15 protein-coding genes and 1 riboswitch are annotated in these 16325 nt (G+C 36.0%); of the genes, 4 read left to right on the forward strand and 11 right to left on the reverse strand.

Annotated elements, in window-relative coordinates:
* Positions 1-11: 11 nt before the first annotated feature.
* Positions 12-2324, reverse strand: a complete 2313-nt coding sequence (gene yicI / locus D9842_RS18240; RefSeq protein WP_121663733.1) for an alpha-xylosidase — start codon at positions 2322-2324, stop codon at positions 12-14.
* A 153-nt stretch (positions 2325-2477) separates the two neighbouring features.
* Here yicI and D9842_RS18245 point away from each other — a divergent pair, with 153 nt between their 5' ends.
* Positions 2478-3368, forward strand: coding sequence for an AraC family transcriptional regulator (locus tag D9842_RS18245; RefSeq protein ID WP_121663734.1), 891 nt, complete (start codon positions 2478-2480; stop codon positions 3366-3368).
* Between the two features lie 130 nt (positions 3369-3498).
* Here the strand turns inward: D9842_RS18245 and D9842_RS18250 are convergent, their stop codons facing one another.
* The 5 genes from D9842_RS18250 to D9842_RS18270 all read right to left on the reverse strand — a co-directional run bounded on the left by D9842_RS18250 (position 3499) and on the right by D9842_RS18270 (position 7800).
* Positions 3499-5247 (reverse strand): methyl-accepting chemotaxis protein, encoded by a 1749-nt coding sequence (locus D9842_RS18250; RefSeq protein WP_121663735.1) that lies wholly within the window; start codon positions 5245-5247, stop codon positions 3499-3501.
* Positions 5248-5690: 443 nt separating this feature from the next.
* Complete coding sequence (locus D9842_RS18255; RefSeq protein ID WP_121663736.1) at positions 5691-5894, reverse strand: hypothetical protein; 204 nt, start codon at positions 5892-5894, stop codon at positions 5691-5693.
* Positions 5884-7026 carry a PIN domain-containing protein gene (locus tag D9842_RS18260; protein ID WP_121663737.1) on the reverse strand — a complete coding sequence of 381 codons (1143 nt, stop codon included), beginning with the start codon at positions 7024-7026 and terminating at the stop codon, positions 5884-5886. Before D9842_RS18260 ends, D9842_RS18255 begins: the two co-directional genes overlap by 11 nt.
* Positions 7011-7373: a hypothetical protein gene (locus D9842_RS18265; RefSeq protein WP_121663738.1), complete on the reverse strand. Its 363-nt coding sequence runs from the start codon at positions 7371-7373 to the stop codon at positions 7011-7013. Before D9842_RS18265 ends, D9842_RS18260 begins: the two co-directional genes overlap by 16 nt.
* Positions 7374-7413: 40 nt before the next feature.
* A complete protein-coding gene (locus D9842_RS18270; protein ID WP_121663739.1) occupies positions 7414-7800 on the reverse strand; it encodes a hypothetical protein in 387 nt (128 codons plus the stop codon).
* A gap of 293 nt (positions 7801-8093) precedes the next feature.
* Here D9842_RS18270 and D9842_RS18275 point away from each other — a divergent pair, with 293 nt between their 5' ends.
* The gene (locus tag D9842_RS18275; RefSeq protein WP_162987496.1) at positions 8094-8783 is read left to right on the forward strand and encodes a Crp/Fnr family transcriptional regulator; all 690 of its coding nucleotides are present in this window, start codon (positions 8094-8096) and stop codon (positions 8781-8783) included.
* Here D9842_RS18275 and D9842_RS18280 read toward each other — a convergent pair whose 3' ends face one another.
* Positions 8784-9116 carry a DUF3307 domain-containing protein gene (locus D9842_RS18280; RefSeq protein ID WP_121663741.1) on the reverse strand — a complete coding sequence of 111 codons (333 nt, stop codon included), beginning with the start codon at positions 9114-9116 and terminating at the stop codon, positions 8784-8786. It lies immediately after the preceding gene.
* A gap of 114 nt (positions 9117-9230) precedes the next feature.
* Between D9842_RS18280 and D9842_RS18285 the strand changes: the two genes are divergently transcribed.
* Positions 9231-10496, forward strand: coding sequence for an adenylate/guanylate cyclase domain-containing protein (locus D9842_RS18285; RefSeq protein ID WP_162987497.1), 1266 nt, complete (start codon positions 9231-9233; stop codon positions 10494-10496).
* Positions 10497-10695: 199 nt separating this feature from the next.
* Here D9842_RS18285 and D9842_RS26405 read toward each other — a convergent pair whose 3' ends face one another.
* The 4 genes from D9842_RS26405 to D9842_RS18305 all read right to left on the reverse strand — a co-directional run bounded on the left by D9842_RS26405 (position 10696) and on the right by D9842_RS18305 (position 14902).
* On the reverse strand, positions 10696-11133 hold the full coding sequence (locus D9842_RS26405; protein ID WP_257535901.1) for a DUF3862 domain-containing protein: 438 nt from the start codon (positions 11131-11133) through the stop codon (positions 10696-10698).
* Between the two features lie 263 nt (positions 11134-11396).
* Positions 11397-12329, reverse strand: a complete 933-nt coding sequence (locus D9842_RS18295) for a DUF3298 and DUF4163 domain-containing protein (RefSeq protein ID WP_162987580.1) — start codon at positions 12327-12329, stop codon at positions 11397-11399.
* Between the two features lie 264 nt (positions 12330-12593).
* Positions 12594-13436 carry a transposase gene (locus D9842_RS18300; protein WP_257535903.1) on the reverse strand — a complete coding sequence of 281 codons (843 nt, stop codon included), beginning with the start codon at positions 13434-13436 and terminating at the stop codon, positions 12594-12596.
* Positions 13388-14902: a YifB family Mg chelatase-like AAA ATPase gene (locus D9842_RS18305; protein WP_121663744.1), complete on the reverse strand. Its 1515-nt coding sequence runs from the start codon at positions 14900-14902 to the stop codon at positions 13388-13390. Before D9842_RS18305 ends, D9842_RS18300 begins: the two co-directional genes overlap by 49 nt.
* A 241-nt stretch (positions 14903-15143) precedes the next feature.
* Positions 15144-15232, forward strand: a riboswitch (cyclic di-GMP riboswitch).
* A 117-nt stretch (positions 15233-15349) separates the two neighbouring features.
* On the opposite strand from D9842_RS18305, the gene D9842_RS18310 reads away from it, so the two are divergent.
* Positions 15350-15913: a hypothetical protein gene (locus D9842_RS18310; RefSeq protein ID WP_121663745.1), complete on the forward strand. Its 564-nt coding sequence runs from the start codon at positions 15350-15352 to the stop codon at positions 15911-15913.
* The last annotated feature ends 412 nt before the right edge of the window (positions 15914-16325 follow it).

Here is a 16325-nt window from a genome sequence, read left to right on the forward strand (position 1 = left end):
TCCATGTATTACTACAGAATAATTTCTAGCTTTTGTGATCCTTGAAGATTGATTTTCACTCCATTGAAACTTGTTTCAATTTCTCCAACTGAAGCGGAAGAAATAGATTCACAGTTTGTAAGGAGAATCGAATACGTAAGATCTGCCATATTTGTTTCAATGAAGATTTTGTTATCCTGTTTTACAGCTTGTATTTCACCCTTTTTGTTGCCATTTAAATCTGTAACAAAAGAAGAAGTATTCTGACCATTTTTTAGTTGATAAACTTCGAAAGTAACATTCTCAGCAAACTCATAGTCCGGACGATTGCTTTCCTGACCAATTGGCAAGATTGTATTTTCTCTTATATACAATGGTAGACTTAGATAATCATAGGTCTCTTTTATCCAAGAACCACCCTCCACTACTTCTTTTGTTAGGTAGTGCGTCCATTTACCTTGTGGTAAGTAACAAGTGCCCACACCCTGTTCATTCATAATTGGGGCTACCAGCAAGCTACTTCCTAACATATATTGTCGATCAAGTACGTGGGAATTCTGATCCTCAGGGAACTCCAATACCATTGGTCGCAAAACAGGTACTCCTGATTGGGTGTTTTCAACAGATGAGCTATATAAGTAAGGCATTAAACGATTTTTAAGTTTTGAAAAATGCTTTGTAACCTCAACTGCTTCTTCATCAAATAGCCACGGTACCCGGTACGATGAGCTACCATGTAAACGGCTATGTGTTGATAATAAACCGAAAGCCGTCCAACGCTTAAATAAATCAGGTGTTGCAGTATTTTCAAAACCACCAATATCATGACTCCAATAGCCAAATCCTGAGAGTGCTAGTGATAAGCCTCCACGTAAACTTTCGGCCATTGATTCGTACGTTGCATTACAATCGCCACCCCAGTGTACCGGGAATTTTTGGCCACCAACTGAAGCAGATCTTGCAAACACAACAGCCTCTTGCTTCCCTTTTTCTTGCTCTAGTAAATCAAAAACAACTTTATTGTAAAGATAAGCATAATAATTGTGCATACGGTGTGGATCTGAGCCATCATGATACACAACATCCGTTGGAATTCTCTCGCCAAAATCTGTTTTAAAGCAGTCAACGCCCATATCAAGGAGTGCTTTTAATTTTGAGCAGTACCAGTCACTTGCAGCTGGATTTGTAAAATCAACCACACCCATGCCTGCCTGCCATAAATCCCACTGCCAGACATCTCCGTTTGGTTTCTTCAATAAATATCCTTTTTCAGCTGCTTCATCAAAAAGCTTAGACTTTTCAGCAATATAAGGATTAATCCAAACGCAAATCTTCAAGCCCTTATCTTTTAATCTTTGTAACATCGCTTCTGGTTCTGGAAAGGCATCCCGATCCCATTCGAAATTACTCCACTCAAATTCTTTCATCCAAAAACAATCAAAATGGAAAACACTTAGTGGAATATCACGTTCAGCCATTCCATCGATAAAATGGTTCACCGTTTCTTCGTTATAATCGGTTGTAAAGGATGTAGTTAACCATAACCCATATGACCAAGCTGGAGGTAAGGCCGGCTTGCCAGTTAACACTGTATAGTTACTTAATACCTCTTTCGGAGAAGCTCCACCGATGATGTAATACTCAATACTTTCGCCTTCTACGCTAAACTGTGTTTTCGATACCGCTTCTGATCCAATCTCAAAGCTTACATTTTCGGGATGATTCACCAATACCCCATATCCTTGATTACTTAAGTAAAACGGGATATTTTTGTATGCTTGTTCTGAGCTTGTTCCTCCATCTTCATTCCAAATGTCAACAGTTTGACCATTTTTCACAAACGGAGTAAAACGTTCACCAAGTCCATAAATATATTCCCCAACCCCAAGGTTTAACTGACTACGCATATAGCTTTGTTTTTGAGGTCCGGTAATCCAAGCTACTCCTTTGGAATCAATTGAGGTTAATACTCGATCACCTTGAGAGAATGTGATTTTAAAAGGCTGATAGTTTATGTTTGCGCTTACATTACCACTTGCAAAGCTGGCGCCGTTTTCATCTTCATGAAGCTCTAGCGCTACTAATTCTTCTTTCACGTCAAAGTTTGGTGTTTTATTCTTAGTTCCTTTGTGATGCCAAGCTTTTACTTTTATCACATTTTCAAGTGGTGATGATAGTTGAATCGTGAGTGAAGGTAGATTTAACGTATCACCTCTGTGCTGAATATCTTTGCACGGTCCATATAAAGTTACCATTTTCTCATCTATTGCAAGATCTCTTACATTACGGGGATGTTGGATCTCAAACCCTTCCCTCGTTAGCCAAAAACCATCTGTAAATTTCATAGAAACACCCCTAACTGCAGCTTCTCTTCCTTTATTTCGCTGTAGGTCATTAATCCTACTTACAAATATAATTATATTGATAAAAATCAGGTAATTCTTGTACAATTAAAACAAGAAGTAGCACAATTCTGATATTTTTAGAAGGTGATAGCAATGAATAAACACAACTTACTTGAAGATCGAGTACATGGGGATTCATTATTTCCACTTCGGGTATACATGGTTGACTACTTAGACGGTCAAGTCATTATTAATATGCATTGGCATCCTGAGTTGGAGTTTATTTATGTTGAGGAAGGTCAAATCAATTTACAAATTGGAACTAGAAAGCATCGCTTAAGTGCTGGTAGTGCTTGTTTAATTCCAAGCGAACAATTACACGGGGCGTATCCTTGTGATGATCAACCATTCAAAATCCATGCAATTGTTTTTCATATTAATTTAATTAGAAGCTTTGGTTATGACTTAATTGAAAGTAACTACATCCAATTTATAAAAAACTTCTCAATGTTTCATTCACTGATCATCAAACCTAACACAACAGATGAAAAAAACATGCTAAAATCAATCGTCAACATCATCGAGGCATATTCAACAAAAGACGCAAGCTATGAACTAAAAATAAAAGGTTACTTGTTTTTATTATTTGCAGATATATTAAGAAAACAAGCCTGGATTCATAACGAAGAAGTAACCGAAAAAGACTTAACAAAAACAGAACTATTAAAAAAAGTTCTGCAATATATTGACCAAAACTACAAACAAAAGCTAACCGTCATGGACCTAGCCTCACAAGTTCAAATGAGCGAAGGCCACTTTAGCCGATTTTTCAAATCACTAGTCCGTATGACACCAATGGAATACATTAACACAATTAGAATCAGCAAAGCCTGCACCCTCCTACAAAAATCCGACCGAAAAATCCTAGACATCGCCATGGACGTAGGCTTTCAAAATCATAGTTACTTTATTCGGTTATTTAAGAAGCAGAAGGGGTGCACACCTGGGGAGTATAAGGGGACAGGTTCCTTGTCCCACTCTTAAGGGGGGGCCGGAGGGACAGGTCCCCTGTCCCGTTTAAAAGAGTTTTCTAGAAAGCAAAAAGCCCACGCAAGATTTCTCTAGCATGAGCTTTCTTCAACAACTTTTGGTAGGGACATGGGACCTGTCCCCCCTACAACCTAAACTTCTGAATAACCCCTTGCAGTTCCTGCGCCATCTTACTCAGTGATTCTGCTGATCCGGCAATTTCATCCATTGAAGCACTTTGTTCTTCTGCAGCAGCTGCTACTTGTTGAGTGTTGGAGGATGATTGCTCTGATATGTGGGCCACTTCTTCCACAATTCCTACTACATTTTGCGACCTTGAATTTACTTCTTCTACAATCGTAGATACTTCCTGCGTTTGAGAGGTAACTTGTTCAATTAATTCCGCTATCCCATTGAAGGTCTCACCTGTTTGATGGACCATTTTAATTCCTTCCTCTACAACAGCAGTTCCTTCATTCATAGAATGTACAGCTTGAGTTGCCTCACTTTGAATAAGTCCGATAGAAGTTTGTATTTTCCCAGCAGCTTGACCTGACTGTTCAGCCAATTTGCGAACCTCATCGGCCACGATGGCAAATCCCTTCCCTTGTTCTCCGGCTCTAGCTGCCTCAATTGCTGCGTTAAGAGCTAATAAGTTTGTTTGACTAGCAAGCTCTGTTATGAAATAAACGATTTCATTGATTTCCTTTGTTTTTTCACCAAGACTATTCACAACTTTAGAGGTTGTTTTTACCTTATCCTTTACAAGCGTCATTTGCTCAATCGTTTGAGTCACAACTTGGCTTCCATTATTAGCAGATTCATTTGTTTGTACAGTAAGTTTAGCTACCTCTTGTATCGCACATGCAACCTGATTCATACCTTTTGAAATTTCTGTGACTGTATGGTTAGCATGACTTGTACTTAAAACCTGTTTCTCTGATCCGATTGCAACTTCTTGAATTGATGTTGAAATCTGCTCGGTAGCCTTCTGTGTCAGCTCAGAACTAGCCGTTAGCTCTTCAGAGGATGCTGCTACCTTTTCCGCAGAATCTCCAACTTGCTTAATTAACCCTTTTAAACTATCAACCATTCTATTAAAATTCTCTGCTAATTCACCAATTTCATCATTTGATTTAAAAAGCAGTGGCTCTACTGTTAAATCACCATTTGCCACACTTTTCGACCTTTCTGTGATGGCGATAACGGGTCTTGCCATGACTCCAGAAAACAGGGTAACGACAATAACTCCTATTATGATTGATGCCCCTAATGTAATTAATAAATTCATCAATACATGGTTTGCCCCTTGGTTAAAATCCATCGTATACGTACCAGCAGAAACAACCCAGCCCCAATGAGGATCTTGCTCTGCATAGGTAATTTTCGGTTCAACTTTGTCTGGATTATCAGGTAAAGCCCAATCGTATGTTGAAAAACCATTACCAGTTAACGCTTTTTCTACGATTAGTTTCCCAACCTTTGTTCCATTAGGGTCCTCTGAATCCCAGATATTTTCCCCTTCTTTACTAGGATGAGCAATTAATGACCCATCATCTGAAATCACAAAAACATATCCATGTTCACCCACATCAATATCCTTATTGATAGGTCTAGTTCCATCAGCCCCTTTTTCTCCGAGAATAACAGTCTTTACTTTATCCTGTGCTTCTTCGAGGGTCATGGTTCCCTGTTCAACTTCGCTATTTAATAGGTCAATCATTTCCAAGACTAGTTGAACGTTATTTTTCAGTTGGGCTTGACCTGCTGCATCAAGTTCATCGACTGTTTTGTTGTAACTAGTGAACCCAATAACCGCGCTAGGAATAATTAATAATAGCAAACTGAAAAGTAATAGTTTTGTGCGGATTGAGTTAAGGAATTTAAGGTTCATTTTGATCTCACCCTCCTAAAAATATTAAAGCGCTTTCATTTTTGTCTATATTTAGACTAAAACAGACAAATAGCTGGTGCTTTTTACACATATTACTTGAAAATTATATAAGATAATCATACTAGATTTAGGTTAATGATGTATAGCTATTTTTGAATATTCTCACAAATAATTGAAACACCAAATATTATTCATTCACAAATTCTGCTGTTATTAGTTGATTTACATGAAAAACCCCATACTCTTTCGTTTAAGTAGTAGTATGGGAGGCTTCACTTTTTTTCAACCTTGGTTATGACTATCATTTTTGTCTACTAATATAGGTCAATATTATGTAGGGATGTCTGTATTTTAAAATGACAATCATTGCTAATAACGGTTTTTATTAAAATACCGACTACAATAGTAAAGGGTGGGACGAGGAACCTGTCCCTACGCCTTTCTTAAAGCCTAAATATTAATTCACTATAAAATAATAATGAGATGGCAATTGTTGCACCAGCAAAACAAAAGTAAACATCCATATAAATTGCCACGTACCCTAGTTCCAGAAATGACGCCATGTTTATGACGCTTAATAGAAATAACATGAAAGAAAATACGTACATTCCCATCGCACTTACACGTTCCATTTTTCTACTGTGCAATTAACTCACTCCAATTTGATAAATATTTTGGTATTTTTATTTCCATTACCTTTAGTCCTGCTAATCTTGATGACGTTACGAAGTTTGTATCATCTGAAGCTACAATGATAGAAGAATTGCCATGTTCCATTTCATACGCATAATGCTCGATAATGCGATCATCATTTTCTTTTTTTGTCAGCTTAATCGTGAGACCCTTTTTAAATTGAATGATCTGTTCCTCAGTCATCGTAATTTCTCTTGCATTCCCTATGCTAACCATATAATCGAACAAATCACTTGCTCTTGCAGCAGCTGTCCTAATATTTCGGTCTTCATTTTTCTTTAATCCGTTCCATTCATCTCGAACAATAGGGCTTATGACTACTTTGTATTTTTTGATGATGTCACATAAATCATCGTTTAATTTCATAAATACATTTGAATCGATCGCAATTTCATAGTCATTTTCTTTACATCTGTCTAACTCTTTCAAAATAATTGTGTTTAATATGAGAGAATTGGCCAGCTGCCTTTTAGGTTTTAATGTTTTTTCTAAGCCTTCTAATTCTCGATTGTGAATATACAAGTCCGTTGTGACTGCTTTTTTCTTCCATATGAATTCTTTCTTCATTTCTTGTAATTCCTTTTCTTTGACTTCATTTAATGCTATTAACTGATCTTTCTTCGTTACGACCTTTTCTACTTCTCTTCTGAAGTATTCTTCCTTACTTGCTAGTTTTGTTAGTGCTTGATTTCGAAGGTGAATGGATAAAAGTGCTGTAACAAGGAGACTGTAAAACACGAAATGAAATGATGGAATAATTTCTAATGTTTCAGGTTGAAGTGATAAAACTCCAGCAGCAAATAATATTGTATGAAACCCAGCATCTATTTTCACTCTATATTCAGCTTCATAATCATTGTAAATATATGAAGATATGAATGGGAAAAATAGAGTGATGATAAAGTTCATCATTTGATTTGATGATCCCCTTTTCTCTCTTATTAAATCAATGATCAAGAAACCCACGGCTAAATAAAAGAAGGAAAGAAAATAAAGGATAACACCTCTAACCAATACTTTAAGATATGCATACACATCACTACCTTTTAAATCTAAAATCATGTCTATATTTAAAAGCCATTCCATGATAATCCCTCCTCTAGTTTTGCTTTATATTCCATTCGGAGCTTTGATAGATCTTTGACTAACATTTCCTTCTCTACTTCTAATTTGATGATTTGTTCTTTTTTTATTTCAATTTGTTCTTCTTTTTCAAGTAACTCGTAGAACTCCTGATTTTGTATTTTCTCACGACGCTCTAGGTCTTCTCTAACTCTAGTAATCTGTTGAATTTCTTTTTCGAGAAGTGATAATTCCTCATGACACTCAACCTTATAAGTGTTTAACCACTTTCGAGTATTAGGTAATAACCCAAACAATAAATAAAAAGCTACTAAACTAGCTAAAATAACTAAGAGAAAAATTAATCCCATATTCTTACCTCCTAATTTTGGGACAAGGAACCTGTCCCCCTTAAAACTGATGGTGATTATGATCGTTAAATGAATGATCTATGCCATGATCGTGCCCATGGTAGTGCTCATCAATATTTACATCAATACCTGGGTTTAAATACGGATCCATAGATTCATCCATCATTCTTTGCATTTCCATTTGATCTAAAAGCTCATTTTGCAGGGCAAATTCCTTCATTTGCTGTAAGTTCAGCTGCTCTAATTGATCAATCATATCTTGATCTAGTTGTTGGTCTCCCATTAGTTGATGTAAGAATGCTACTGTTGCTGCACCTCCAACACCTGCAGCTACCTTTGATCTAGATAATCCTTTTGCTTTCTTTTTTGATTTTTTTACTAGGTTGTAAATAACGAAACCAACAATAATATAAATAATAACTTCCATGAATAAGTCCCCCTTGGCTTTATGATTAAGTAGAATTTTATCAGTAGTTTTAATAGTCAGTCTGTTACGCCCTTTACAATAGTTGGATGTTTAGAAAATAATAATAGAACTAGCTATCTCACCTATTAGGAATTTCCTCCTATTCTTTTTCCAAAACCACTTAACAACCTTCATCTCTTTCATGTATGATTATCTCGTACCTACCCGAAATATTCTGTGTGATGCTTAACATAAAAAATGTTAAATTGATCACATTTTCTATCATTCTTCCTAGTACTTTTGAGGTGAAAAACATGACAAACATTCCAAGACAACTTTTAGAAAGCATCGACTTATTTCATGATTTAAACGAAGAAGAATTGTCTGAAGTTCAAAGACTGTTCCGTGAGAAAACATTTAAAAAGGGGACAACTCTTTTTCACGAAGGAGATTATGGAGAAGAACTTTTTATTATCGAAAAAGGTAGTGTCAAAATCTTCAGAGAGGATTTTACGAGAGAAACCATTTTGACGATTTTAAAAGATGGAGATTATTTTGGAGAAATGGGGATTCTTCAATACAATGAACAGCGCTCGGCCAATGCTGAGGCCCTACAACCTTGTACTGCTTATACGATTCATCGATCAGACTTTACTAAGTTACTAGAAAAAAATCCTCAAATTTCGATTAAGCTATTATATGTTTCAATGAAGCGACTGCGTAAAGCCAATGAAATGATTAGAAGTCTAACCAGTTTAGATGCTAGAACTCGAATTCTTAAAACACTAATTGATTTGTCCGAGGATTATGGGGTAGTAATTGAAGGAAAAATTTTAATTGACCTTAAGCTAACACATCAACAAATCGCTGATATGTCAGGCGTTGTAAGAGAAACTGTTTCAAAGGTGTTAGTAGAATTACAGCAGAGCAATACGATTAGTATAGAAAGTAAAAAGATTTCAATTAAAAAACTAACTCATTTAGAAGAGCAAGTTGGTGTATGACTAATAGTTTGATAAAGCAAAAATAAGTATTTGAATGCCATGGAGCAATTGATCTACAACTAAACCCAGTCCTTCAGGGCTAAGTTTACGAAAAAACCAAAGCTGATTTGCTTTTAAATAATCGATGATTCCATGAACAACAAATAGGAAAATCACATCAACAATAGTGACTTGAAAGCCAATGAGAAAACCCGCTATCGAAACTGTACCTGTCCATATCACAGAGTGTGCAATGAGACTTATTACGTTTTTACCCTTTGTTTCAGCTAGGTATTTCCCCTGTAACGGATAGTCTCCGAGAAAATGCGCATAAATCAGTAGAAGATAGCTCAATTGGTCACGGCCTTTCTTATATTTACTACCTACCTAACAAGATAACATGGTTAGTTGTTCTATTCTGTAACCTGTATTACATTTTAATTTATTTTTTAGATGATTGGTGAAAAGATGAAAAGTCTCGAAGCATTACTCATAAACTCTAAAAAGCTTAAGTTTCCTCACGAAATGGAAAAGCAGTATATCACTGCCTATAACCAGCTCACTGCACAATATGCAGTTTGGTATATACCCGTTGGAATTGTGTTTGTTATCTCCTTAATGCTCTTTGATTTGGCAAGCTTTCCGGCTGTTGAACAAAGAAAGATGGTTGCCATCCGATTTATTTCACTAGTTATTCTTGTCTTTGTTTATATATTAAATTTTTCAGGAAAGTTTCAAGCTTTTTCACAGTTATATATATCTATTATTCTCCTTTCCATTGATTTAGGGCTAAAATGGATTATTGCGATTAGTGAACCTAATGATATATCTTTTAATTATTACTTTATAGGTGTGTTTCTCCTCATTGCTGTTACCTATTGTATGGTACGAATTCGCTTTGTTGCTGCGAATATTTTAGCTTTGTTTTATATCCTTAGCTATGCCTTTATTGCAGTATTCTATCAATTCCCTGTTGCATCTGAGGAACAAATTCTCGTCATAAAGTTAATTATTTTCATGCTAGGTGCTTTTTCTTTACTTTGTACAACAACATGCTATTTTTTAGAATATTTCAGTCGACGGGATTTTATTTTTCAAAAAATCATTGAAGAGGAGCGCAAAGCATCAGAAGAGTTATTATTAAATATATTGCCTGTTCATGTGGTTAATAGGCTTAAATCTGGTGATACCGTTATTGCTGATAGCCATGACTCTGTGACAATTCTATTCGCTGACCTAGTTGGCTTCACTAAGATTTCTCGGGTTCTCCCCGCTTCCGAGCTGGTTACGATTTTAAATACAATTTTCACCGCTTTTGATGAACTTTCCGAGAAATATGATGTGGAAAAAATCAAAACAATTGGAGACTCTTATATGGTGTCATCGAAGGTAGGATCTGAATCAAGGGAATCCGCTGAGAAGATCGTCCATTTAGCTGAAGATATGATAAAAGTTATTTCTTCACTTAAAGAGCAAGCGAAATTACCATTACATATTCGAATCGGCATCCACACTGGCCCAGTCGTCGCTGGAGTCATTGGTAAAAATAAATTCGCCTATGACATGTGGGGAGACACCGTTAATACCGCCTCTCGAATGGAATCAACAGGCATTAATGGCAAAGTCCAAGTATCCGAAGCTACCTTCACGATACTCAAAGATAAATTCGACTTTATCGAACGCGGAAAAATTAACGTAAAAGGCCTCGGTATGGTTCGGGTTTATTTGTTATAGGGACAGGTTCCGTGTCCCATTTTGACTATCCTTTCCCACCATATTTAATCACAGGTCTGGTTTACCTTCTTAAACATTTTCCTATTTAAAACAAGGGTTGTCCTGTATGGACAACCCTTTAATAACTTAGTCTAGAAAACCCATATCTACTTTCAATTTCCTTTTAATAGATATACAGAGGGACAAGGAACCTGTCCCCCTATTCCAACCCAATCTGAGTCTTATCAATCAGTTGTCCACCTTGAAACGTAAAGTTTGCGGCTTTATTTTCATCGCCAGTTTCCCACTTATACATAACTGTGTGAACCTCGGATCCTTTTTCTCCTGCTTCAGACATGACTTCCCCATCGGAACCGATGATTTGTTTCACTTCATCATATGTCATGCCATTTTCAATTTGTTTATACTTTTCTACTGTTAGAAGTTCAGCCTCATTCTTCACCTCTGACTTTTCCTCTTCGTTTGAACCATCTGCTGAATCTTCTGTTTGTTCAGTTGTTTGACTCTCTTCTTGTTGAGACTCTTCCTTAGTAGAATCACTCCCTTTATTTACTCCCCAAATGATAAACCCAACTAAGATAATCACAACAACTATTGCTGCAACTAGAAAACCTACTTTTTTATTGTTTGATTTCAAGAATACATACCTCCACACTATTTTAAAAGTTTCCTATTATTAGGATAACATTTCTACAGGGACATGGGGACAGGCACTTTGTCCCATCCATTAAAATGAGTGGTAAATCATACAAAAGATATGACGTTATTCATTACTGATTTACCACAAAAAAACTAGCGATCTTTCCATTGAAAGTCGCTAGTTTACTTTTACTTACTATTCAATTACACCTCAGGAACTTCGACGAATTCCATAAATCGCTGGGACAAGGAACCTGTCCCTCAATTATAAACAACAGAAGGTACAATCACTTCTGGATTTCCTGATGCGTATGGGGCTACTTCGTATTCTTGGAAGAATAGTTTAACTCCTTTTGCATTGTAAACCCATGGTCGATCACTGTCGTTAATGACAATTTGGTTTACGGAATCTAATAATAACATTTCTTCGCCACGTTTTTCTTGGTTTCGTAAATCATTGTATGCATAGTTTCTAACTGTTTTTGTTTTTCCCTTGATTGCTGATGATAAGTTAATTGTGTTTCCAGTTAAACAATCAAAATTCAATGTGTAGATACCGCTCATACCATGAGCACCACCTGTATAGGCATACTCTCTAAAAAGAACACTTAAACGATGTTCTTGGTTATAGTGAATTTCGAATGTAAAATCATATTCCCAATCCCAAAAATCTCCGTATCCATAATCATCCCAATCTTCTCTTGCAGCAGCTTCTTCCTCTTTAAAGCTTATGATTGTTTCGTTGATAGATTGAGCGATTGAATATAGCTCGTCATTGATTTTCTTTTCTGCCTTTTTGTCAAACATACCAGTTACTTGAGGATAGATAAAATTTGTACCTGGGTATGTTTTTTTCACAATTCTAACACCATTAGCAGCTTGTAATCTAGATTGAGATGGAGTCTCATATTTTACTGAACTATCATTTTTCACAAACTTTCCTCCACCGATTCCTAAATAGCCCTTACGATTTGTATAAACTCTGTTTAACTGATTCTTCTTAGCAGTGCCTGATTTAACATATTCATCGTTAGACTTAGTGTAGATATTAACATCTTTCAGCATTGTTACTCGACCAATTTGGCCTTTTTTAAGTTCCATATCCCCCCACATAACCTTAGCGGCTGCTGATTGTGGTTGTACGAAACTAAGAGATAATAGTAAAACAAGTAATAATGGCAAAACCTTTTTCATAAACAAATCCTCTCTCCTAGTACAAAAGTATTATTAACAAGGAAATATTACCATGATTATTCAACGAACGGAATGTATATTAATTGACAAAAAACGACAGAGGGACAGGTTCCTTGTCCCGTTGAAACTTCTGTTGTTTAGATAGTTACACACCTACTACATACGTTACATATTGTGATATCGTGTAAATGCTAGAAGTATATTATAAAAATCTGAATAAAGTAATTTACCTATATATTTATATTGAAAAAATTATGGGACAGTTCACCTGTCCCTCTGTCCCGATAGCACCTGACCCACCCGATCAATCACAGACTTCGACACGCCGGTCACTCTCGACAGCTGTCTTACTGAAACTCCATTCATCTCTTTCAACCTACTTAAGATCAAATCTCTCTTTTCTTTGTCCATCTGTTGCAAAAGACTCACATGGGTAACCCCCATTTCACATAAGTAATCTTTCACTTCACTATCAGTTACCCTTATTCTCACATGATCATCTAGACACTCATCATCATTTGGCTGTCCCATATATTCTTTATACAGTTTAATAGCATCACTTCTATCATTAGAAAACAAATCAAGTCCATAATTTATATCAACAATTTCCGGCTTTACAATATACTCGTTCACACTCGTCCATTTACTTTCGAAAACATTCCCGGTCATTCCCGCCTTTAAAGGGTTTTGATGTATATATCTTAAAACCTTTAAAAAAGAAAATGTACTCTCAACAACTTCACTTTTAAAACGATCTTGAAACAAATGCCCATAGCGGTCGTATTTCATGTTGTACCAGTAAACATAGCTTGAGCTAATACGCTTGATAGATTCCGAGATACTCTCCGTTTCCTCCTTCAATAAGAGATGAACATGATTATCCATTAAACAATAACTAAATAGCAGATATTTGCGTTGATCTTTATATTTTTTAACGGTTTCTAGAAATCTTATTCTATCGGCGTCATCCTCAAAAATCGTTTGTTTGTTTACTCCTCTTAGCATAACGTGATAGATACCGCTACGACTCTTTTTCCTTGCTATCCTTGGGATAACAATCACCTCATTTCCCAGAAAACTGCTCGTCTTAATTGAATAGCCTTCCATACGGACTCATCCGTTATCTGTCGTTCTCCTGCTAAATCTGCGATCGTTCTGGCTAAGCGAAAAATTTTGATTTGAACGCGGTTACTCCAGAGATTTTTATTTGCCTCCTGCATTATTATTTTTTGCTGTTTATCTATCAAAGGGCTGGTTTTAATTAATAAATCATAAGGGACTTTTGCATTTGTAACCTGTTCTTGATACCGAGTAAATTGCATCTCCCTCGCCCTTTCTACACGCCCCCGCATTTCCGAGGATGTTTCTTGCTTCCCTGTGACCTGATTGAGATTAACAGAATTCAACGAAAGCAGGATATCCATTCGATCATAAACAGGTCCTGATAAACGATTGCGATAACCTTTTATTTGTTTTTGAGTACATGTGCAATAGTGAGAGGCAGAGCCGAGGTAACCACATGGACAAGGATTCATAGCCCCGATGAGGATAAAAGAAGTAGGATATATAACGGTTGAGTGCACCCTGCTAATAGTGACCTTTCCCGTTTCTAGAGGTTGACGAAGCATATCTAAGGTTTTCTTTGTAAATTCAGCCATTTCATCTAGGAAAAGAACACCATGGTGAGCAAGTGAGATTTCACCTGGCTTTGGATAAGAACCACCACCAATAATCGCGATGGAAGAGGCAGAATGATGTGGATGTCGAAATGGGGCCATTTGGGGATCATACAGTCTCTCGTTTGTGAGTTGATATAAGCTTATTACTTCTAATTGAGCCGACTTACAAAGTGGTGGAAGAATGGATGGAAATGTTTCAGCAAGCACTCTTTTTCCGCAACCAGGTGGATCGCTCATGAGAACATAGTGACCTCCAGCAGCAGCTATTTCTAGTGCTTCTTTTGTAAATTGATGACCTATGATGTGGGAAAAATCCTTTTGATGGTCATTGAATGAGGGTTCCTGATTAGGAAAGGGTGTAAATGATGGTAACGGTGTAGGAGCCTCGCCAGATAGGAGCTTAACTACATCATGAACATGTTGAACAACAACACACTCGATTCCGTTTAACATATCAATCGGGACACGTGGATCGTATGGAAGAAAAACTTTCTTATACCCCAATTTTTTAGCAGCAATTAACGCAGGCAGCATCCCCTCAACCCTTTCAACCATCCCATCTAGCGACAAAATCCCGATGAACATGGTGTCGGGCGGAATCTGTTCCTTTATATAATTCTTTTCCTTAAGAATTCCTATCGCAATAGGCAAATCAAACAACGGACCATTTTTCTTCTGCTCTGATGGTGATAAATTGACAACTACCTTCTCAGCTGTCCCTGAACTAACAATCGCTCGAATCGATGATAATACACGTTCCTTTGACTCTTTTACAGAAGCATCTGGCAGTCCGACAATGACCATTGACTCCACTCCGGGGCGAACTTGTACTTCTACTTGAACTCTATAACCTTCTAAACCTCTTAAACTAACACTTGAGATTTTTATTGTCAAAGGCATGGCCTCCTTATATCTTAGTATTATTTAATGGGAAAAATGATGAGGTGATACTGTTGGGGAAATAAGACCGGATATATGAGTTCATTTCGACATTATCTGGGGAAATCCTGCAGAATATTTACTAATTTAAATTTTTTATACGATAAAATAACTTTAATCTATAGAGGCAAGTATATAAAGGGTAAGAGGTCTGTTCCTTTATTACTATAAATGATATAATGCTAAAGTATTAAAAAAATATTCACGGCAAACCAATTGAAAGATTGGGACGCAAAGCTACGAGTCTAAGGTGGTTTAACCCACTATGATCGTCGGGTTGCAAAACATCTATAAATCTAATTTCTAGAGATTATATGAAGCATGCAACCTAACGAGGAAATCTGTTAGGTTTTTTTATTTAGTTTTTTTTAAGTATTACAATTGATTGGAGAGAAGATTTATATGGCATCAAAAGATGAACTATTATCAGAAATTCAACATTATAAGGAGGTAGTTACACAGTATACTAAGCTCCACACAGAGTATCAAGATTACTACGTAAATCCTATGATTGGAATTAGTATCAAATCAAGAATCTTTATTATATTTATAAGTTACTTTATTCTTGCATTTACCTCATTAGATGATGGTTTGAAAGCAATTATTCTATTTGGTTTAATTTATTTGTTGTTTATTGCACCAAAATTAAGTGTAAAAAGAAGAGTGAAAAAGAATAAAACGAGGATTAACGAATTACAAAGGCTCATGAATGAAATTGAAGAGGATATTAACCCTATACATATCCCGAAAACATATATTAATTATTATGCGTTAACAAAGTTAGAATCCTACTTAATTAATAAAAGAGCAGATTCTTTAAAAGAGGCTTTAAATTTATTTGAACAAGAAAAACGCCATGATCAACAAATGAAAGAAATTAATATCGTTCAGCAAATGCAAGAGATAAATCTTAGAAAGTCTAACGAAGCTGCAACATTAGGTTGGATAAATTTATTAAGACGATAAAGGAATAGAAATATATAGCTGTTTCGGACAGATTCTTTGTCTAGGCTTTATTCAATTTTCATGTTCACATTTCCTTATTACATAAGTAGCCCTGTCTCAATAGAGTCAGAGCTATTTGTATTTATTTGAATTCTATAGGATTCTTATTAGATTCCACCATTTCCAAACCAAATAGTATGTAAGTAACCTATTTACTATGTTCATCTATCATCTATCAAATTTAACAAGAGCTGCTTGATCTACAAAATAACCTCCACCAACTTGATACATTCCATATTCCACAGAATATACCCTTGCTGTTTGTCTTGGATTAAACTTTTTATATAAAGTCATGGAGAAAAATTTTAAAAGTATAATCCTTTCATTCACTACCAAAAGATCTTTCGCCATACAACGAAAGACTTTTAAGAGT

Source organism: Metabacillus litoralis, assembly GCF_003667825.1.
Classification (GTDB): domain Bacteria; phylum Bacillota; class Bacilli; order Bacillales; family Bacillaceae; genus Metabacillus; species Metabacillus litoralis_B.